Here is a 19,900-nt window from a genome sequence, read left to right as displayed (position 1 = left end):
TTATAACACAGACGAGAAGAAAATGAAAAAACAAGTGAAAAAGAGAGCAATTTTCACTTGTCTTATGGTCTTAAAAATAGTTTTCTGAAGGTTTCTTCTTTTTCCTTCAAGGTAGAAATGAGATTAATATCTAAATGATGTTCAAATCCAGCAATTCTTCCTTTTGAAGTATACTGATGGAGGTCGTAGTCTAAACTGGTATTGGGTGTTGTTTCAAAGTAACCAGAGTCTGTCCCGTAGGAAGGAATCCAAATAGCAGTAAACTTATCTGTATTGATACTGTGTTCTTGCATGAAGTAAACTCCAATATAGATGCCGATGTTTTTAGCACCTAAAGATTCCAGTTTAGCACGAAAGGCTTCAACCCCTTCATTCATATCAGACATTGTTTTTTCTTCCACGTCCAACCAATAGTAACTAGGGTTGTAAGGAGAAGCAGCATTATAGAAAACTTCAGCGGCTTTTTCCATTTCTTCCTTGCTGGGGCTAGCTAGATAGGCATAGACTCCAACTGGGACATTACGCTTTTGAAATTCTGTAATATGACTTTTATAGGCTTTATCAATACCATTGGCATAAGCGGCATCATTTTTTTCAGTATGTTGAGCTCCATTGTGGACGCGAACAATAACACCTGAAATATTTTGAGACAAGGTATCGTAGTTGATTTCCTCAGGTCTTTGCCAACCAGAGACATCAATAATAGGTTTGTCAAGATTATGCAAGGCCTGATTTTCAACCTGGACAGCATTTGGTTTTGACTTGACGGGATGGTCTTCATAAGATGGTCTATTGAGGATCAAAATAGCTATAAATATAGTAAATAAAGTAAAAATAATAGCTGGATTAATCTTTTTTCTCATATCTATTTAGTTTAACGTAAATAAATAAAAAAATCAAAGAAAACATCGGAAAAAGTGAATATATGGGCGTATTTTCCCTATTTCTCTGTTTGTTTACTCCTAAGAAACTAAATTATGGTATAATAAAAGGGAATTTCTAGAGAAAAGAGAAGATTATGTCAAATTATGCCATTATTTTAGCAGCGGGTAAAGGTACTCGCATGAAATCAGATCTTCCAAAGGTACTTCATAAAGTAGCTGGAATTTCGATGTTGGAACATGTTTTTCGTAGTGTTGGTGCTATTCAACCTGAAAAAACAGTTACTGTAGTTGGTCACAAGGCAGAGCTAGTTGAGCAAGTATTAGCCGGTCAGACAGACTTTGTTACCCAATCAGAACAACTAGGAACTGGGCATGCTGTCATGATGGCAGAGCCTATTCTCCAAAATCGTACAGGCCACACATTGGTTATCGCTGGAGATACTCCTCTGATTACAGGTGAAAGCTTGAAAAACCTCTTGGATTTCCATATCAATCACAAAAATGTTGCGACGATCTTGACAGCTGAAGCGGCAAATCCTTTCGGATACGGTCGTATCGTCCGTAACGATAATGCTGAAGTTCTTCGCATTGTGGAGCAGAAAGATGCTACAGACTTTGAAAAGCAAATTAAGGAAATCAATACAGGAACTTATGTATTTGACAATGAACGTCTTTTTGAAGCCCTTAAAAACATCAACACCAACAATGCCCAAGGTGAGTACTATATTACTGACGTGATTGGTATTTTCCGTAATGCGGGTGAAAAGGTTGGGGCCTATACTCTCAAGGATTTTGATGAAAGTCTTGGCGTAAATGACCGTGTAGCTCTTGCGACTGCGGAAGCAGTGATGCGTCGCCGTATCAATCAAAAGCACATGGTTAATGGTGTTAGCTTTGTTAATCCGGAAGCAACTTACATGATATTGATGTTGAGATTGCTCCCGAAGTCCAAATCGAAGCCAACGTTACCTTAAAAGGTCAAACGAAGATTGGTGCGGAGACTATTTTAACAAATGGAACTTGTATTGTAGATAGCACCATTGGATCTGGAGCTGTGATTACCAACTCTATGATTGAGGAAAGTAGTGTTGCGGACGGTGTGACAGTTGGTCCTTATGCCCATATCCGTCCAGGTTCAAGTCTGGCTGCTCAAGTTCACATTGGAAATTTTGTTGAAGTAAAAGGATCTTCAATCGGTGAAAATACCAAGGCGGGTCATTTGACTTATATTGGAAACTGTGAAGTGGGTAGCAACGTTAATTTTGGTGCAGGAACTATTACAGTCAACTACGATGGCAAAAATAAATACAAAACTGTCATTGGCAATAATGTCTTTGTTGGATCAAACTCAACTATTATTGCTCCTGTAGAACTTGGGGATAATTCTCTGGTTGGAGCGGGTTCAACCATTACCAAGAATGTTCCTGCTGATGCCATTGCTATCGGCCGTGGACGACAAGTCAACAAAGATGAGTACGCAACACGCTTACCTCATCATCCCAAGAACCAGTAGGAGTTTGTCATGGAATTTGAAGAAAAAACGATTAGTCGGAAGGAAATCTATCAAGGTCCTATTTTCAAACTAGTACAAGACCAGGTGGAACTACCAGAAGGAAAGGGGACTGCCCAACGTGACTTGATTTTTCACAATGGAGCTGTTTGTGTATTAGCTGTGACAGCCGAGGACAAAATCGTTCTCGTTAAGCAATACCGAAAGGCTATTGAGGCGGTTTCTTATGAGATTCCTGCTGGTAAACTTGAACTTGGTGAAAATGCTGATCCAATGGCGGCGGCCCTTCGTGAATTGGAAGAAGAAGTTGCATACACTGGTAAGTTAGAACTGTTGTACGATTTCTATTCTGCGATCGGATTTTGTAATGAAAAACTAAAACTCTACCTCGCTAGTGATTTGGTCAAGGTGGAAAATCCTCGCCCACAAGATGATGATGAAACCTTGGAAGTCCTAGAGGTAAGTCTAGAGGAAGCCAAGAACCTGATCCAGTCAGGTCATATCTGTGATGCCAAGACCATTATGGCGATTCAGTACTGGGAACTACAAAAGAAATAGAGGAGAAACCCATGGGAAAACCTTTATTAACAGACGAAATGATTGAACGTGCCAATCGTGGTGAGAAAATCTCAGGACCACCTCTTCAAGATGATGAGGAAACAAAAATCCTACCAACGTCTTCACAACATTTTGGTTATTCACGTTCTAGAGACCACGGTTTTAGTCAAGATACCTTAACAATCGAAGTAGAACCAACAATTCATAAGAGTCGCCGCATTGAGAACACTAAGAGAAATGTTTTTAATTCGAAACTCAATCGTATCTTGTTTGCAGTCATCCTACTTTTGATTTTGTTAATTTTAGCGATGAAACTCTTGTAATTGAAAGGACTTGAAATGAAAATTGGAATCATTGCTGCCATGCCAGAAGAACTCGTATATTTGACTCAGAATTTGGATAAACCTCAAGAAGTCCAAGTCCTCGGAAATACTTACTACACTGGCTCTGTTGGCAATACAGAAGTCGTTCTAGTTCAGAGTGGGATTGGAAAGGTCATGTCGGCTATGAGTGTAGCGGTGTTAGCTAACCACTTCCAAGTAGAAGCTATCATCAATACAGGATCAGCAGGTGCTCTTGCTGAAGGGATTACTGTTGGTGATGTCGTGATTGCGGATAAGTTGGCTTACCATGATGTGGATGTGACTGCTTTTGGCTATGCTTATGGCCAAATGGCTGGTCAACCTCTTTACTTTGAATCAGACAAAACCTTTGTAGCCAAAATCCAAGAGAGTCTATCTCAGTTGGACCAAAACTGGCACCTAGGCTTGACTGCTACAGGAGACAGTTTTATAGCTGGAGATGATAAAATTGCTAGTATCAAATCCCACTTTCCGGATGTTTTAGCAGTTGAAATGGAAGGGGCTGCTATTGCACAAGCGGCTCAGGCTCTTGGTCTACCTTTCCTAGTCATTCGTGCCATAAGTGACAATGCCAATCACGAAGCCTCTATCTCTTTTGATGAATTTATTATCGAAGCTGGACGTCGTTCTGCCCAAGTCTTACTAGCCTTTTTAAAAGCCTTAGATTAAGCGGAAATTTGACAGTTTATCTAGCTTATGATAAGATTTAAATAAAGAAAAGCTAGAAAACGTTTCAGAGGATATTATGAGTATTGAAATGACCGTCAGTGAGATTGCAGAGGTCTTAGGACTATCTCGTCAAGCAATCAACAATCGTGTCAAAGAACTTCCAGAAGAGGACACGAAAAAAAATGACAAAGGTGTAACTGTAGTTACTCGAAGTGGATTGATCAAGCTAGAAGAAATCTACAAAAAAACGATTTTTGAAGATGAACCAGTCAGTGATGATGTCAAACAACGTGAACTGATGGAAATCTTGGTTGATGAGAAAAACGCTGAAATTCTTCGTTTGTACGAGCAGCTCAAGGCCAAAGATCGCCAGTTATCAGAAAAAGATGAACAGATGCGTATCAAAGACCGACAGATTGCTGAAAAGGACAAACAGTTGGACCAACAGCAACAGTTAACTCTTCAAGCCATGAAGGATCAAGAAACCTTGAAACTCGAGTTGGACCAAGCAAAAGAAGAAGTCCAAGCAACCAAAAAAGGCTTTTTTGCTCGCCTTTTTGGAGGAAAATAAAGAAGCTGTTTGGGTTACTCATTAACCTAATGGCTTCTTTTGTTATTTATAGTTTATTTTGGGTAGTAATTGAGGTAAATAATGGAAAAATTAAGAGATTATATCGCCTTTGATTTGGAATTCAATCAACACGAGGGGGTTACCCATTTAATTCAAGTATCAGCAGTCCGCTATCAAGATGGACAAGAAAGTGCTGCTTTTGATTCTTATGTTCATACTACAGCCCCATTGAAGAGTTTTATCAATGGTTTGACTGGGATCACAGCTGAAACCTTGAAAGATGCGCCAAAAGTAGAACAAGTTTTAAAGGACTTTCAAGCATTTGTTGGCGATTTACCTATCGTTGGTTACAATGCAGCTAAGAGTGATTTGCCTATTCTCTTGGAGCATGGTATTGATTATCGTGACCAGTATAAGGTTGATCTATATGAGGAGGCTTTTGAACGCCGTAGTTCTGATTTACACGGCATAGCCAATCTTAAATTGCAAACTGTTGCAAATTTTTTAGGCTTTCACGGGAAGTCTCATAACAGTTTAGAGGATGCCCGCATGACGGCGCGTGTTTACGAAGCTTTTTTGGAATCGGATGAAGGAAAGATATTAATAGAAGACCAGAGTAGTTTTTCGATGAATAATCCTTTTGGTGGCTTAGATTTATCCCAATTTTTAGACTAGGAGTGCCTATGAAACCTGAAAAACCTAAAAAGCTAGGTTTTAGGAAGATATACTATAACCTAGATAAGATTTTATTTCTATTTTTCTTGATATTTATGATGGTTGAGTTTGTCTGGCTACCATTAAATTCATGGATTGCTGGCATCCTTCTGAGACAAACTGGTTATTTGTTTATCTCCTACAATAACTTTTGGGCGATTATACAAGGCTCGCCTTTTATCAGTTTAGCCTTTCTCATCTTAATTGCAATCAATCTCTTGGTTGCCTATTTCCAGATTTGTCTTTTGTTTATCGGGGCTCGTCACCTTCTCTATCATGAAAAGAGAACTTTAATTGAGTATAGTAGAAAAGTATTTCAACAGAGCTTTCTATTCGTTAAGCGATTGAGCTTTTGTAAGATGGCCTTTGTCTTTTTTTACATTGCTTTGCTTTTCCCGTTCATCCGTAAGATTTTAAAAATCTACTACCTCAACAAGATTATTATCCCTGATTTTATTGTGAATTATTGGGAAGGTAAGCATTGGCTGGTAGGTCTGATGATCATAGCATCCGCTTGGATCTTTCTCTACATCTCTGTCCGATTTATGTTTGCCCTTCCTAAGATTCTCTTTGAAAGAAAGACGGTAAGAGAAAGTGTGAAATATAGTCTCAAAAAGACAAAGAAAAATGTCCTTTTCTACTCTTGGCATCTCTTACTCATTATCATTAAAACCTATCTTTTCTTCTTTGGTTTATTAATTCCTTTGCTTTTTGCGCAAGCAGTGATGGATAATCTCACTCAAAAAGAATCCTTGATTCTCGGTGTGATTAATTTTGTCTTGATTAAAAATTTCCATTACATGACCCTGACTTACTTCTTAGTGAAGTTTGTTTCCTTCCTGACAGGAGAAGAGTTGGAGATCATGCCAAGGCGAAAGAAAGATCATCTGATGAGATGGGGTGTCATGGGGTGTGCAAGCATCTTCTTTGCCATAGAAGGCTACGTTTATCTGGAATCTCCGGATACCAATACACCTTTAGTGATTTCGCACAGAGGAGTAAGTAATAAAAACGGTGTTCAAAATACTGTGCAGTCTTTAGAAAAAACAGCTCAACTAAAACCTGATCTCATCGAAATGGATGTGCAGGAAACGAAAGACGGTCAGTTCGTGATGATGCACGATGCCAACCTCAAAAATTTAACAGGTATTAATGCTACACCACAAGATTTGACTCTGGATGAATTAACAAATACAGATATTTACGAGAATGGTTATCAAACAAAGATTTCAAGCTTTGATGCCTATTTAGAGCGTGCAAATGCTTTAAACCAAAAATTGCTGATTGAGATTAAAACCAGTAAAAAAGATAGTCCGCAAATGATGGACCATTTCCTCGAAAAGTATGGGGCGACTATCAAGAAATATGGGCATCAGATGCAATCACTAGACTATCATGTGATTGATAAAGTGTTGACTTATGATTCTGAAATTCCAGTTTACTTTATTCTTCCCTATAACAGTATCTTCCCAAGAACCAAGGCAACGGGTTACACTATGGAGTACTCAACTTTGGATGAATACTTTGTCAATAAACTCTGGACAACTGATCAGAGACTCTATGTTTGGACCGTAAATGGTTCGGAGGCATTTGATAAAGCAGTTCGTCTCGGCGCAGATGGCATGATAACGGATGATCTTGAAATGGTCCAGTCACAAGTTACAATGGCTCAAGACGATCCGGAATATACGGAATTACTCTTAAAGAAAGCAATGGAATTCTTTGATTTCTAAGAAAAAAAGAGAAACAGATGTTTCTCTTTTTTTGTGGATTAGAAAGGCAATTTTCCAGCGAAAGCTCCTAGTTTCTTCTTAGTCGTTTCATCAATTTGTTCAAGAGCAGCATTAATTGCTTGCGCAGTCATGTCAGAAAGTGTTTCGAGATCTTCTGGATCTACAACTGCTGGGTTGAAGTCAATGCTGACAACTTTTTTGTCTCCAGTCAAAGTTGCTTGGACAAGGTCCTGGGCTGATTTTCCAACAAATTCCATGGCAGCGAGTTCTGCTTGGCTTTGTTCCATTTGTTTTTGAAGTTTTTGTGCTTGGCGCATCATGTTTTGCATATTCATCATAGCAGTTTACAGTTTCCTTTTTTCTATTTTTTTCTTTTTTATTTTATCAATTTTAGGGGCAAAAGTCTATTATTTGTTTAATTCATGAGATATATGAGCTTTTATAATGATTCCCTCAAACAACTTTTAAGAGATTTACTATGGACATCCAGTATCCTTTGCTAAACAAATAATTTCATTTAAGCTTTCTTTAAGGTTTCTATTATATTCTAAAGAACTCTATATTAACCGAACGTTGAATGAATAATATAGAGGATAACCTAAATTTATTTCTTAATTTGTTATGGTCTTTACAGATTTAGTAATATATTGTTCATTTTTTACCTTAAATGGTGTGTTGATTAGACTAAATGACGCTCTGTCTTTTCTTCATGATGGAGGCAGATTATGATATAATAGATAGTAATGAGTTTTTAGAATAAACTAAAGGAGAATATAAATGATCTATGCAGGAATCCTAGCCGGAGGAACTGGCACACGCATGGGAATCAGTAATTTACCAAAACAATTCTTGGAGTTGGGTGATCGTCCTATTTTGATCCACACAATTGAAAAATTCGTCTTAGAACCAAGTATTGAAAAAATTGTAGTTGGAGTTCATGGAGACTGGGTGTCACACGCTGAGGACCTAGTTGACAAGTATCTTTCTCTCCACAAGGATCGTATCATCATTACCAAGGGTGGTGCTGATCGCAATACCAGTATCGAGAAGATTATAGAAGCTATTGATGCCTATCGTCCAATCACTCCAGAAGATATTGTGATTACCCACGACTCTGTTCGTCCTTTTATCACACTTCGCATGATTCAGGACAATATCAAACTGGCGCAAAATCATGATGCGGTTGACACAGTAGTAGAAGCAGTTGATACCATTGTTGAAAGTACCAATGGTCAGTTTATCACGGATATTCCAAATCGTGCTCACCTCTATCAAGGTCAAACACCTCAGACTTTCCGATGCAAGGATTTCATGGATTTGTATGGTTCCCTATCTGATCAAGAAAAAGAAATCCTGACGGATGCATGTAAGATTTTTGTTATCAAAGGGAAGGATGTTGCTCTAGCTAAAGGGGAATATTCAAACCTTAAAATCACGACTGTGACGGACTTGAAAATCGCGAAAAGTATGATTGAGAAAGACTAAGGCTATGATTAATCAAATTTATCAACTGACCAAACCAAAGTTTATCAATGTAAAATACCAAGAAGAGGACATTGATCAGGAGAATCATATCCTGATTCGTCCAAATTATATGGCGGTTTGCCATGCAGATCAACGTTACTATCAAGGGAAACGCGATCCAAAGATATTGGCTAAAAAGTTTCCTATGGCGATGATTCACGAGTCTTGTGGAACTGTTATTTCCGATCCAACTGGGACTTATGAAGTCGGTCAAAAGGTAGTTATGATTCCCAATCAACCGCCTATGCAGAGTGACAAGGAATTCTACGAGAACTACATGACAGGGACCTACTTCCTATCTAGTGGTCACGATGGCTTTATGCGAGAATTTGTTTCTCTTCCCAAAGATCGTGTTGTGTCTTATAATGACATCGAGGACACAGTTGCCGCCATTACCGAGTTTGTAAGTGTTGGTATGCATGCTATGGATCGATTCCTACATCTTGCTCATAGCAAACGAGAGCGCATTGCTGTTATCGGAGATGGTAGTTTGGCCTTTGTGGTTGCAAATATTATCAATTATACCTTGCCAGAAGCAGAGATTATCGTCATTGGTCGCCATTGGGAAAAACTAGAGCTCTTCTCTTTTGCTAAAGAGTGCTACATTACTGATAATATACCAGAAGATTTAACCTATGATCATGGATTTGAGTGCTGTGGTGGGGATGGTACAGGCCCAGCTATCAATGACTTGATTCGTTATATTCGCCCACAGGGAACGGTTCTCATGATGGGAGTGAGCGAATACAAGGTTAATATCAATACACGAGACGCTTTGGAAAAAGGATTGTTATTAGTGGGATCGTCTCGTTCAGGACGCGTCGATTTTGAAAAGGCCATTCAAATGATGGAAGTTAAAAAGTTTGCGAATCGTCTGAAGAATATCCTTTATGTTGAAGAGCCTGTGAGAGAAATCAAGGACATTCACCGTGTCTTTGCTACAGACCTGAATACTGCTTTTAAAACAGTATTCAAGTGGGAAGTGTAGGAGATGGAGGTTAATTGTGGAAAAACTCATCAAAGAAAAAATTTCTTCTTTACTATCTAATGAAGAGGAAGTACTCAGTGTCGAACAGCTGGGAGGCATGACCAACCAAAACTATTTGGTTAAAACAACCAACAAACAGTATATTGTGAAATTTTTTGGTAAAGGGACTGAAAAACTCATCAATCGTCAAAATGAAAAGTATAATCTTGAACTTTTAGAGGATTTAGATTTAGATGTTAAAAATTATCTCTTTGATATTGAGTCAGGGATCAAAGTAAATGAATACATCGAATCAGCAGTAACTCTTGATTCAACATCAATTAAGTCCAAGTTTGAAAAGATTGCACCAATTTTACAAACCATCCACGCTTCAGGGAAAGAATTAAGAGGAGAATTTGCTCCTTTTGAGGAAATCAGCAAATATGAATCCTTGATTGAGGGACCTATCCCTTATGAAAACTATGAAGCTGTAAGAAAAGATGTATTTTCACTAGAAAAGAGATTGGCTGATTTGGGTGTTGATAGAAAGTCCTGTCACATCGATTTGGTACCAGAAAACTTTATCGAGTCACCACAAGGTCGTTTGTATTTGATTGACTGGGAATACTCTTCTATGAATGACCCGATGTGGGATTTGGCAGCTCTTTTCTTAGAGTCTGAATTTACAAAGCAAGAGGAAGATGATTTCCTTTCCTACTATGAAAGTGACAAAACGCCTGTATCACGTGAGAAGATTCGTATCTATAAAATCTTGCAAGATACTATCTGGAGTTTGTGGACAGTGTACAAAGAAGCTCAAGGGGCTGATTTTGGAGATTACGGTGTCAATCGTTACCAAAGAGCTGTCGAAGGTTTGACTTATTATGGAGGTTAGGATGAAGAATAAAAATGGTGTTTCCTTTGGTCTGCTCTCTGGTATCTTCTGGGGATTAGGTCTAACAATTAGTGCTTATATCTTTTCAATTTTTACAAATCTTTCACCTTTTGTGGTGGCTGCTGCTCATGATTTCTTAAGTATCTTTATCTTGTTAGCTTTTCTTTTGGTAAAAGAAAGAAAAGTTCGTCTTTCGATTTTCTTAAATATTCGAAATGTGAGTGTAATTATCGGTGCTTTACTAGCAGGACCTATTGGTATGCAGGCCAATCTTTATGCGGTTAAATATATTGGTAGTTCTCTAGCTTCATCTGTATCGGCTATTTACCCAGCAGTTTCAGTTTTACTAGCCTTCTTCATTTTGAAACACAAGGTTTCAAAGAATACAGTATTCGGTGTTTTCTTGATTATTGCAGCGATCATTGCTCAAACCTACAAGGTTGAACAAGTTAACTCGTTTTACATTGGGATTCTTTGTGCCCTTATCTGTGCCATTGCCTGGGGGAGTGAAAGTGTTCTCAGCTCCTATGCTATGGAAAGTGATTTAAGTGAAATTGAAGCCTTGTTAATTCGACAAGTAACCTCATTCTTGTCCTATCTTGTGATTGTGCTCTTTTCTCACCATTCGTTTGCAGAAGTGGCAGATGGGCAGTTACTAGGCCTCTTGCTTGTCTTTGCGGCCTTTAATATGATTTCCTACTTAGCTTATTATATCGCCATTAATCGCTTGCAACCTGCGAAAGCAACAGGTTTGAATGTTAGCTATGTAGTCTGGACTGTCTTATTTGCAGTTATTTTCTTGGGTGCACCGCTAGATATGCTGACAATCATCACTTCACTTATTGTTATGGCTGGTGTTTATATTATTATTAAAGAATAAAGGAGATTCGTGTGAAAGCGATTATTTTAGCAGCGGGCTTAGGAACTCGTCTGCGCCCTATGACTGAAAATACACCAAAAGCTTTGGTTAAGGTTAATCAAAAACCCTTGGTAGAATACCAAATCGAGTTTTTGAAAGAGAGAGGAATTGATGAGATTATTATCGTTGTCGGTTACCTCAAAGAACAATTTGACTACCTAAAAGAAAAATATGGTGTCCGTTTAGTCTTTAACGACAAGTATGCTGATTACAATAACTTTTACTCACTTTATCTAGTAAAAAAAGATTTGGCTAACAGCTATGTCATCGATGCAGATAACTATCTTTTCAAAAATATGTTTCGAAACGATCTTAAACGTTCTACCTATTTTAGCGTTTATCGTGAAGACTGTACCAACGAGTGGTTCTTGGTTTACGGTGATGACTACAAGGTTCAAGACATTATTGTTGACAGCAAGGCTGGTCGCATTCTGAGCGGAGTTTCATTCTGGGATGCACCAACTGCTGAGAAGATTGTTGGCTTTATTGACAAAGCTTACGAAAGTGGTGAATTTGTTGATCTCTACTGGGACAACATGGTTAAGGATAATATCAAAGAATTAGATGTCTATGTCGAAGAATTAGAAGGAAATAGCATCTATGAAATTGATAGTGTAAAAGATTACCATAAATTAGAAGAGATTTTATCTACTATTGAGTAAGGAAAGAGAAGAAGGCTTGGGCCTTCTTTTTTTGTGTATTTTATAACAAGAATGTTTGATATTGATTGTATTCTTTAAATGAAACAAAAATTACAAAAAAATGAACAAAATAAAACAAAAATTATTGACAACGATTTCATATAGTGTTATACTTATTACATAAAAGATAATTGAAAGAAGGGAAAATGTTATGGGATTAGATCATTTCTTTGACAAAAACCTGGTGTTTTGCTTAGAAGCGGATAATCAAGAACAACTCTTTGATCAGGTAGCAAGCTTGTTGGAAGAACGAGAAATTGTCACTCCAACTTATCGTGAAGCCTTGATCACGCGTGAAAAGTCATTTCCAACTGGTTTAGATATGGAATTTCTAGGAAAGGACTTGCCAAATGTAGCGATTCCTCATACAGATATTGTTCATAATCTAGCTGAGAAAGTAGTGGTTGTTCGATTAGAAAAACCAGTAACTTTTCACAATATGATTGCTCCTGATAAGGAAGTAGCAGTGTCCCTACTCTTCTTTATCATTAACAACTCAAGTTCAAGTCAAACAAATATTCTGGCTCAGTTGATGGACTTTTTCACAGGAAATGGACATCTGGAAGATCTATCAAAAATTTCCGAACCAGAAAAACTTTATGCTTACATTGCTGAAGCAACCGCTTAATCTTGTCTATTAAAAAAAATCGGAGGAAATCCAAATGATTAAAATTCTTGCTGCCTGCGGTGCAGGTGTTAACTCAAGTCACCAAATTAAAAGTGCTCTAGAAGAAGAACTTTCAAACCGTGGTTATGACGTTCACTGTGATGCCGTCATGGTGAAAGATGTAAACGAAGACCTTATCAAGGGCTACGATATCTTTACACCAATCGCTGCAACTGACCTTGGTTTTGAACCTGGTATTCCAGTAATTGAAGCTGGACCAATCTTGTTCCGTATTCCAGCGATGAGCGCTCCAGTATTTGACAATATTGAAGCAGCTATCAAAGAACACGGACTAAGCTAATTTATTCTTTATCTTGTTAACATTCATATAACTAAAAAAACGGGAGGAACTATTATGGATGTCATTATCGAACTAGCCAATAAGATTTTCAAGCCAGTCTTGGAAATGGGTGGTCCTATCATCATGCTGATCATCTTGACAGTATTGGCTTTACTATTTGGAGTGAAATTCTCCAAAGCGCTTGAAGGTGGTATCAAACTTGCCATCGCCCTTACTGGTATCGGTGCTATCATCGGTATGCTCAACGGAGCTTTCTCAGCATCACTTGCAAAATTCGTTGAAAATACTGGTATTCAATTGAACATCACTGACGTTGGTTGGGCACCACTTGCAACCATCACTTGGGGATCTGCATGGACACTTTACTTCTTGCTTGTAATGTTGATTGTCAACATTGTGATGCTTGCAATGAAGAAAACAGATACACTTGACGTCGATATCTTCGATATCTGGCACTTGTCAATCACTGGTCTTTTGATCAAATGGTACGCAGACAACAATGGAGTTAGCCAAGGGGTTTCACTCTTCATCGCAACTGCAGCAGTTGTCCTTGTAGGTATTTTGAAAATCATCAACTCTGATTTGATGAAACCAACTTTCGACGACCTTCTTAATGCACCAAGTTCATCACCAATGACTTCAACTCACATGAACTACATGATGAACCCAGTTATCATGGTCTTGGATAAAATCTTTGATAAAGTATTGCCTGGTCTCGATAAATATGACTTTGACGCTGCAAAATTGAACAAAAAAATCGGTTTCTGGGGATCTAAATTCTTTATCGGTTTCATCCTTGGTATTGTTATTGGTTTGATGGGGACTCCACACCCAGTTGCTGGTGTAGAAGGAGCCGATAAATGGGAACTTGTTATTAAAGGTTGGTTGTCTCTTGGTTTGACAGCCGGTGTAGCTTTGGAACTCTTCTCACTTATCGGATCTTGGTTCATCGCAGCCGTAGAACCACTTTCACAAGGTATTACAAACGTTGCTACTAAACGTCTTCAAGGACGTAAATTCAACATCGGTCTTGACTGGCCATTCATCGCTGGTCGTGCTGAAATCTGGGCTTGTGCAAACGTACTTGCTCCAATCATGCTAGTAGAAGCTGTGCTTCTTTCAAACGTCGGAAATGGTATCTTGCCACTTGCAGGTATCATCGCTATGGGTGTGACTCCAGCTCTCTTGGTTGTTACACGTGGTAAATTGCTCCGTATGATTATCTTCGGAACACTCTTGTTGCCTCTCTTCCTTCTTTCAGGTACTCTTATCGCACCATTCGCAACAGAACTTGCTAAAGGTGTAGGTGCCTTCCCAGAAGGTGTGAACCAATCTCAATTGATTACTCACTCAACTCTTGAAGGACCAATTGAAAAACTATTTGGTTGGGCAATCGGTAATGCTACAACAGGTGATATCAAAGCAATCCTTGGTGCAGCAGTCTTCCTTGTATTCTATGTAGGTATCTTTGCTTGGTATAGAAAACAAATGATCAAACGTAACGAAGAATACGCAGCAAATGCTAAATAATTCGCTCCTATAAAATGTAAATTGTGAAAACTAGGTTGTTAATTTCCTACATTGGGAGTGGCAACCTAGTTTTTTATATAAAGATCTAAAAATAGTTGGAGAATATTATGGTAATTGAAATCAAATCAGACCAGTTAACGGTCCAGTTTAAAACCTTAGGTGGCGCCTTGTCGTCGATCAAGGATCGAGAAGGCATTGAGTATCTGTGGCAAGGAGATGCAACTTACTGGAGTGGACAAGCGCCAGTACTTTTCCCAATTTGTGGCTCTTTAAGAGAAGATATAGCCTTCTACAGTCACGAAGATGGAACGGAGACGAAAGGAAACATTCCTCGTCACGGTTTGGTCCGTAAAAAAGAATTTGACTTAGTTGCTCAAACAGAAAACAGCGTAACTTTTGCTATCGAAGACGATAAGAATACTTATCAAAACTATCCTTATCACTTCCGCCTTGAAATCACTTATCTAGTGACTGGCAAGACTGTTCGTACTCAATACAAAGTCTTCAATAAAGAAACTAGCAAGGTCATGCCATACTTTATTGGTGGACATCCAGGGTTTAATTGCCCTCTGCTGGATGGCGAAACTTATGAAGATTACTATTTAGAGTTTGAGAGAGAAGAGACTTGCTCTGTTCCACGTCCTTTCCCAGAAACAGGAATGTTAGACTTCCAAGATAGAAGTCCATGGTTGGATGGGCAAAAAGAATTAGACCTTATCTATGATTTGTTTAGCACAGATGCAGTGACTTTGGATGAGTTGCAATCCAGAACAATTGCCCTTCGTTCTCGTAAACATGAGAAGGGATTAAAAGTACACTTCCAAGAGTTTTCAAATCTCATCATTTGGTCAACTTTGAATAAGGGACCTTTCATTGCCTTTGAACCTTGGTCTGGTTTGTCAACATCTCTTGAAGAAGGAGATCATTTAGAAGATAAGAAAAACGTTCGTCTCCTAAAACCTGGTCAAGTAGATCAGATTGGCTTTGATATTGAAATATTTTAGATAAAAAACCACAAAAACAAACATTTACTGTTGACTTTTTCTATAAATAGGAGTATATTATGTTTGTAAACAACAAATGATGTTTGTAACAAACAAACAATCACTTGTTATATTCTCTTTTGAGGAGAAAGTTTGTTTCCAGGAACTTGATTTCCTGGACTTGGATAAGGTGATATTCATCTCATTCAATCAAATTTGTCACTAAACTGCTAGAAAGTCTTTTGTAGGTAAACTGCTAACTATAAAAGTCTTTACTAGCCTAGAAAAATAAAAAGGAGTATACAATATGTCTATTGTTATCGGTGCAGATGCTGCAGGTTTGAGATTGAAAGAAGTTGTGAAAGACTTCTTGGAAAAAGAAAACTTCCACGTTGTGGATGTTACAGCTGAAGGTCAAGATTTTGTTGATGTGACTCTTGCTGTTGCTGCAGAAGTAAACAAAGAAGAACAAAATCTTGGTATCGTGATTGATGCTTATGGTGCTGGTCCATTTATGGTCGCAACAAAAATCAAAGGAATGGTTGCCGCAGAAGTATCTGACGAACGTTCAGCTTATATGACTCGTGGACACAACAACTCACGTATGATCACTATGGGTGCACAGCTTGTTGGTGATGAATTGGCTAAAAACATTGCTAAAGGTTTTGTTAACGGTAAATACGACGGTGGACGTCACCAAATCAGGGTCGACATGTTGAACAAAATGTGCTAATACTCTTCAAAAATCAAGATAATCTGTCGTCAGCTCACTTTAGCTAACTTCAGTTATGCTTGCAGCTCGCTTCCTAAGCTAATCTTGATTTTTCTTGAGTAAGGATAAATGATATTAGATTTATATAATTAATCGGAGGGAATAACTAATGAGAATTGCAATTGGATGTGACCACATCGTAACAGATGAAAAAATGGCGGTTTCAGAATTTTTGAAATCAAAAGGATATGAAGTCATCGACTTTGGTACCTATGACCACACACGTACTCACTACCCAATCTTTGGTAAAAAAGTTGGTGAAGCCGTTACAAGCGGTCAAGCTGATCTTGGGGTATGTATCTGTGGTACTGGTGTTGGTATCAACAACGCTGTAAATAAAGTTCCAGGAGTTCGTTCTGCCTTGGTTCGTGATATGACAACAGCTCTTTATGCAAAAGAACAATTGAATGCCAACGTTATTGGTTTTGGTGGTAAAATCACTGGTGAATTGCTCATGTGCGACATCATTGAAGCTTTCATCAATGCTGAATACAAACCATCAGAAGAAAACAAAAAATTGATTGCGAAAATCGAGCACGTTGAAACTCACAATGCTCATCAAGCAGATGCAAACTTCTTTACAGAATTCCTTGAAAAATGGGATCGCGGTGAATACCACGACTAAGAGGTGACGCATGATTTTAACAGTCACAATGAATCCATCCATTGATATTTCTTATCCTTTGGATGAATTAAAAATTGACACTGTCAACCGTGTGGTGGGCGTGACCAAGACAGCTGGTGGTAAAGGGCTCAATGTTACACGAGTTCTTTCAGAATTTGGTGATTCTGTTGTTGCTACTGGTTTGGTCGGTGGTAAACTTGGTGAGTTTTTAGTAGAACATATCGACAATAACGTAACGAAACGTTTCTTCTCCATTCAAGGAGAGACTCGTAACTGTATCGCTATTCTGCACGGAGACAACCAAACAGAAATCCTTGAAAAAGGGCCTGAAGTATTGGAACAAGAAGGTCAAGATTTCTTGGCTCATTTCAGAAATATCCTTGACACTGTGGAAGTAGTTGCTATCTCTGGTAGTCTGCCAGCAGGTCTTCCAGTTGATTACTATGCGAGCTTAGTAGAACTTGCTAATCGCGCAGGAAAACCAGTTGTTTTGGATTGCTCAGGTGCAGCTCTTCAGGTAGTTCTTGAATCACCACATAAACCAACAGTAATCAAACCGAATAACGAAGAATTGTCTCAGCTTCTTGGGAAAGAAGTTTCTGAGGATTTGGATGAATTAAAAGAAGTTCTTCAAGAGCCTCTATTTGCAGGGATTGAGTGGATTATCGTGTCACTTGGTGCAAATGGTGCTTTTGCAAAACATGGGGACACTTTCTATAAAGTAGATATTCCAAGAATTCAGGTAGTCAATCCAGTTGGATCTGGAGATTCTACTGTTGCAGGTATTTCATCAGGACTTCTTCATAAGGAATCTGATCAAGAACTCCTCATCAAGGCAAATGTCCTTGGTATGCTCAATGCTCAAGAAAAAATGACAGGTCATGTCAATATGGCCAACTATCAAGCCCTATATGATCAATTAATAGTAAAAGAGGTATAAAATGGCTTTAACAGAACAAAAACGTGCACGATTAGAAAAACTTTCAGATGAAAATGGTATTATCTCAGCTCTTGCCTTTGACCAACGTGGTGCTTTGAAACGCCTCATGGCTCAATACCAAGCAGAAGAGCCAACAGTGGCTCAAATGGAAGAACTCAAAGTATTGGTAGCAGATGAATTGACTAAATACGCATCCTCTATGCTTCTTGACCCAGAGTATGGTCTTCCAGCTACAAAAGCGCTTGATGCCAATGCTGGTCTTCTCCTTGCTTATGAGAAAACGGGTTATGACACAACTAGCACTAAACGCTTGCCTGACTGCTTGGATGTTTGGTCTGCAAAACGCATCAAGGAACAAGGTGCAGATGCTGTTAAGTTCTTGCTTTACTACGATGTAGACAGCGCTGACGAACTCAACCAAGAAAAACAAGCCTACATCGAACGCATCGGTTCTGAGTGTGTGGCGGAAGACATTCCTTTCTTCCTTGAAATCTTGGCTTACGATGAAAAAATCGCTGACGCAAATTCTGCCGAATACGCAAAAGTGAAACCACACAAGGTTATCGGTGCTATGAAAGTCTTCTCAGACCCACGCTTCAACATCGATGTCTTGAAAGTGGAAGTTCCAGTAAACGTCAAATACGTTGAAGGCTTTGGCGATGGTGAAATCGTGCATACACGTGAAGAAGCAGCAGCCTTCTTCAAAGCGCAAGATGAAGCAACTAACTTGCCGTATATCTACTTGAGTGCAGGTGTATCAGCTAAACTCTTCCAAGAAACGCTTGTCTTTGCCCACGAATCAGGCGCAAACTTCAACGGCGTTCTTTGTGGACGTGCAACATGGGCTGGATCAGTTGAAGCCTACATCAAAGACGGTGAGGCAGCAGCTCGTGAATGGCTACGCACAACTGGATTTGAGAACATTGACGAACTCAACAAAGTTCTTCAAACAACAGCGACTTCATGGACTGAACGTGTATAAGTTTTCCCCCCTAATCTTAGGAACATTGATCTAAATAAAAATTTTAAAAAAAGTTGAATGTAAAGGTTTACAAAAAAACTGACTTGTGCTATACTTAAATCACAAGTTAATACAAGGTGAGTGTTACTAAGTAATATTAGGCATGATCACAGGTGAATTAGAAATCAAAGGATTTTCTAGTTCATTTGTGGTCATTTTTTATACTCATATACCTTTAAGATATAAAAGGAGGTTGACATGTATCGAATTCTAAACCCAATGAATCACAATGTCTCGCTTGTCAGAAATGACAAAGGAGAAGAGGTGATTGTGATTGGTAAGGGGATTGCATTTGGGAAAAAGAAGGGGGATTTGATTGCTGAAGAACAAGTTGAGAAAATCTTTCGGATGAAGACAGAAGAGTCCAGAGAAAATTTTATGGCTCTCCTCAAAGATGTTCCGCTGGATTTTATCACAGTGACTTATGAAATCATTGATAAGCTATCAAAGAAATATCATTATCCGATTCAAGAGTATCTCTACGTAACCTTGACAGATCATATTTACTGTTCTTATCAAGCTCTAGCACAAGGAAGGTACAAGGATAGCAATCTGCCAGATATTTCTGCCAAGTATCCTATCGCTTTTCAAATCGCAAAGGAAGCTTTTGAAATCTATCGTCAGAAGTTGACAGATCATTTCCCGGAGGATGAAATTATTCGGATTGCTTATCATTTCATTAATGCCGAAGGTGAAAATGAAGTGGAACTTGTGGAGTCGATTGATAAGAGGAAAGAAATTCTCAGGAATGTCGAAGAAGTACTAAAGAGTTATGCAATTCAACGAACCAAAGAGAATAATCATTTCTATGATCGTTTTATGATTCATTTGAATTATTTCTTGGATTATTTAGACAGATCTAGAGATGATAACCAATCACTTCTGGATATGGAAGATCATATTAAACAATCCTATCCAAAAGCGTTCGAGATTGGTTCCAAGATCTATGATGTGATTACGCAATATACGGGTCTTGATTTGTATAAAAGTGAACGAGTTTATCTAGTTCTACATATCCAACGTTTATTGTCATAAAAATTTAATTAAAAATACA

Annotated in this window: 22 protein-coding genes and 1 pseudogene; 21 read left to right on the top strand and 2 right to left on the bottom strand. The window is 38.4% G+C overall.

Going from position 1 to position 19,900, the window contains the following annotated elements; all coding sequences use genetic code 11:
- Positions 1 to 62 precede the first annotated feature (62 nt).
- Positions 63 to 863: a glycoside hydrolase family 25 protein gene (locus DG474_RS05515; protein WP_084945228.1), complete on the bottom strand. Its 801-nt coding sequence runs from the start codon at positions 861 to 863 to the stop codon at positions 63 to 65.
- Between the two features lie 155 nt (positions 864 to 1,018).
- Here DG474_RS05515 and glmU point away from each other — a divergent pair.
- The 7 genes and pseudogenes from glmU (at position 1,019) to DG474_RS05480 (ending at position 7,001) form a co-directional block, all read left to right on the top strand.
- A pseudogene (gene glmU, locus DG474_RS05510) lies at positions 1,019 to 2,397 on the top strand (bifunctional UDP-N-acetylglucosamine diphosphorylase/glucosamine-1-phosphate N-acetyltransferase GlmU).
- Between the two features lie 9 nt (positions 2,398 to 2,406).
- Positions 2,407 to 2,952, top strand: a complete 546-nt coding sequence (locus DG474_RS05505; protein WP_000393797.1) for an NUDIX hydrolase — start codon at positions 2,407 to 2,409, stop codon at positions 2,950 to 2,952.
- Positions 2,953 to 2,963: 11 nt separating this feature from the next.
- Positions 2,964 to 3,275: a cell wall synthase accessory phosphoprotein MacP gene (gene macP, locus DG474_RS05500; protein ID WP_000517872.1), complete on the top strand. Its 312-nt coding sequence runs from the start codon at positions 2,964 to 2,966 to the stop codon at positions 3,273 to 3,275.
- Between the two features lie 15 nt (positions 3,276 to 3,290).
- A complete protein-coding gene (locus DG474_RS05495; protein WP_255777612.1) occupies positions 3,291 to 3,983 on the top strand; it encodes a 5'-methylthioadenosine/adenosylhomocysteine nucleosidase in 693 nt (230 codons plus the stop codon).
- A 76-nt stretch (positions 3,984 to 4,059) separates the two neighbouring features.
- Complete coding sequence (gene rocS, locus DG474_RS05490; RefSeq protein WP_000021252.1) at positions 4,060 to 4,554, top strand: chromosome segregation protein RocS; 495 nt, start codon at positions 4,060 to 4,062, stop codon at positions 4,552 to 4,554.
- A gap of 81 nt (positions 4,555 to 4,635) precedes the next feature.
- A complete protein-coding gene (locus DG474_RS05485; protein ID WP_247940832.1) occupies positions 4,636 to 5,229 on the top strand; it encodes a 3'-5' exonuclease in 594 nt (197 codons plus the stop codon).
- A gap of 8 nt (positions 5,230 to 5,237) precedes the next feature.
- Positions 5,238 to 7,001 carry a glycerophosphoryl diester phosphodiesterase membrane domain-containing protein gene (locus DG474_RS05480; RefSeq protein ID WP_217970701.1) on the top strand — a complete coding sequence of 588 codons (1,764 nt, stop codon included), beginning with the start codon at positions 5,238 to 5,240 and terminating at the stop codon, positions 6,999 to 7,001.
- 38 nt (positions 7,002 to 7,039) lie between these two features.
- On the opposite strand, the gene DG474_RS05475 is transcribed toward DG474_RS05480, so the two are convergent.
- On the bottom strand, positions 7,040 to 7,339 hold the full coding sequence (locus DG474_RS05475; RefSeq protein WP_000981515.1) for a YbaB/EbfC family nucleoid-associated protein: 300 nt from the start codon (positions 7,337 to 7,339) through the stop codon (positions 7,040 to 7,042).
- Between the two features lie 439 nt (positions 7,340 to 7,778).
- Here DG474_RS05475 and DG474_RS05470 point away from each other — a divergent pair, with 439 nt between their 5' ends.
- From DG474_RS05470 to DG474_RS05405, 14 genes are all read left to right on the top strand, one after another.
- Positions 7,779 to 8,486 (top strand): IspD/TarI family cytidylyltransferase, encoded by a 708-nt coding sequence (locus tag DG474_RS05470; protein ID WP_000638514.1) that lies wholly within the window; start codon positions 7,779 to 7,781, stop codon positions 8,484 to 8,486.
- 4 nt (positions 8,487 to 8,490) lie between these two features.
- Positions 8,491 to 9,513, top strand: coding sequence for a ribitol-5-phosphate dehydrogenase (locus DG474_RS05465; protein ID WP_255777610.1), 1,023 nt, complete (start codon positions 8,491 to 8,493; stop codon positions 9,511 to 9,513).
- A gap of 16 nt (positions 9,514 to 9,529) precedes the next feature.
- A complete protein-coding gene (locus DG474_RS05460; RefSeq protein WP_125389428.1) occupies positions 9,530 to 10,387 on the top strand; it encodes a phosphotransferase family protein in 858 nt (285 codons plus the stop codon).
- Between the two features lies 1 nt (position 10,388).
- The gene (locus tag DG474_RS05455; protein WP_000791843.1) at positions 10,389 to 11,267 is read left to right on the top strand and encodes a DMT family transporter; all 879 of its coding nucleotides are present in this window, start codon (positions 10,389 to 10,391) and stop codon (positions 11,265 to 11,267) included.
- Positions 11,268 to 11,278: 11 nt separating this feature from the next.
- A complete protein-coding gene (locus tag DG474_RS05450; protein ID WP_000643954.1) occupies positions 11,279 to 11,968 on the top strand; it encodes a sugar phosphate nucleotidyltransferase in 690 nt (229 codons plus the stop codon).
- Positions 11,969 to 12,158: 190 nt separating this feature from the next.
- Positions 12,159 to 12,635, top strand: coding sequence for a PTS sugar transporter subunit IIA (locus DG474_RS05445; RefSeq protein ID WP_000521978.1), 477 nt, complete (start codon positions 12,159 to 12,161; stop codon positions 12,633 to 12,635).
- Positions 12,636 to 12,669: 34 nt separating this feature from the next.
- Positions 12,670 to 12,975 (top strand): PTS sugar transporter subunit IIB, encoded by a 306-nt coding sequence (locus DG474_RS05440; protein WP_000590551.1) that lies wholly within the window; start codon positions 12,670 to 12,672, stop codon positions 12,973 to 12,975.
- A 54-nt stretch (positions 12,976 to 13,029) separates the two neighbouring features.
- Entirely contained in the window at positions 13,030 to 14,505 is a 1,476-nt protein-coding gene (locus DG474_RS05435) for a PTS galactitol transporter subunit IIC (RefSeq protein WP_000382507.1), read from the top strand.
- A gap of 107 nt (positions 14,506 to 14,612) precedes the next feature.
- Entirely contained in the window at positions 14,613 to 15,509 is an 897-nt protein-coding gene (locus tag DG474_RS05430; RefSeq protein WP_255777609.1) for an aldose 1-epimerase family protein, read from the top strand.
- 286 nt (positions 15,510 to 15,795) lie between these two features.
- Positions 15,796 to 16,221, top strand: coding sequence for a galactose-6-phosphate isomerase subunit LacA (gene lacA, locus DG474_RS05425; RefSeq protein ID WP_000029277.1), 426 nt, complete (start codon positions 15,796 to 15,798; stop codon positions 16,219 to 16,221).
- Positions 16,222 to 16,369: 148 nt separating this feature from the next.
- A complete protein-coding gene (lacB, locus tag DG474_RS05420) occupies positions 16,370 to 16,885 on the top strand; it encodes a galactose-6-phosphate isomerase subunit LacB (protein WP_001216921.1) in 516 nt (171 codons plus the stop codon).
- A gap of 10 nt (positions 16,886 to 16,895) precedes the next feature.
- A complete protein-coding gene (locus tag DG474_RS05415; protein ID WP_255777606.1) occupies positions 16,896 to 17,825 on the top strand; it encodes a tagatose-6-phosphate kinase in 930 nt (309 codons plus the stop codon).
- Between the two features lies 1 nt (position 17,826).
- The gene (gene lacD / locus DG474_RS05410; RefSeq protein ID WP_255777605.1) at positions 17,827 to 18,807 is read left to right on the top strand and encodes a tagatose-bisphosphate aldolase; all 981 of its coding nucleotides are present in this window, start codon (positions 17,827 to 17,829) and stop codon (positions 18,805 to 18,807) included.
- Between the two features lie 237 nt (positions 18,808 to 19,044).
- Positions 19,045 to 19,881 carry a PRD domain-containing protein gene (locus tag DG474_RS05405; protein ID WP_049537608.1) on the top strand — a complete coding sequence of 279 codons (837 nt, stop codon included), beginning with the start codon at positions 19,045 to 19,047 and terminating at the stop codon, positions 19,879 to 19,881.
- Positions 19,882 to 19,900 lie beyond the last annotated feature (19 nt).

It is taken from the genome of Streptococcus oralis, from assembly GCF_024399415.1.
GTDB classification, from domain to species: Bacteria; Bacillota; Bacilli; order Lactobacillales; family Streptococcaceae; genus Streptococcus; species Streptococcus oralis_CS.
The sequence above is the reverse complement of the archived record's forward strand: the minus strand, read 5'-3'. Positions and strand labels throughout refer to the sequence as shown.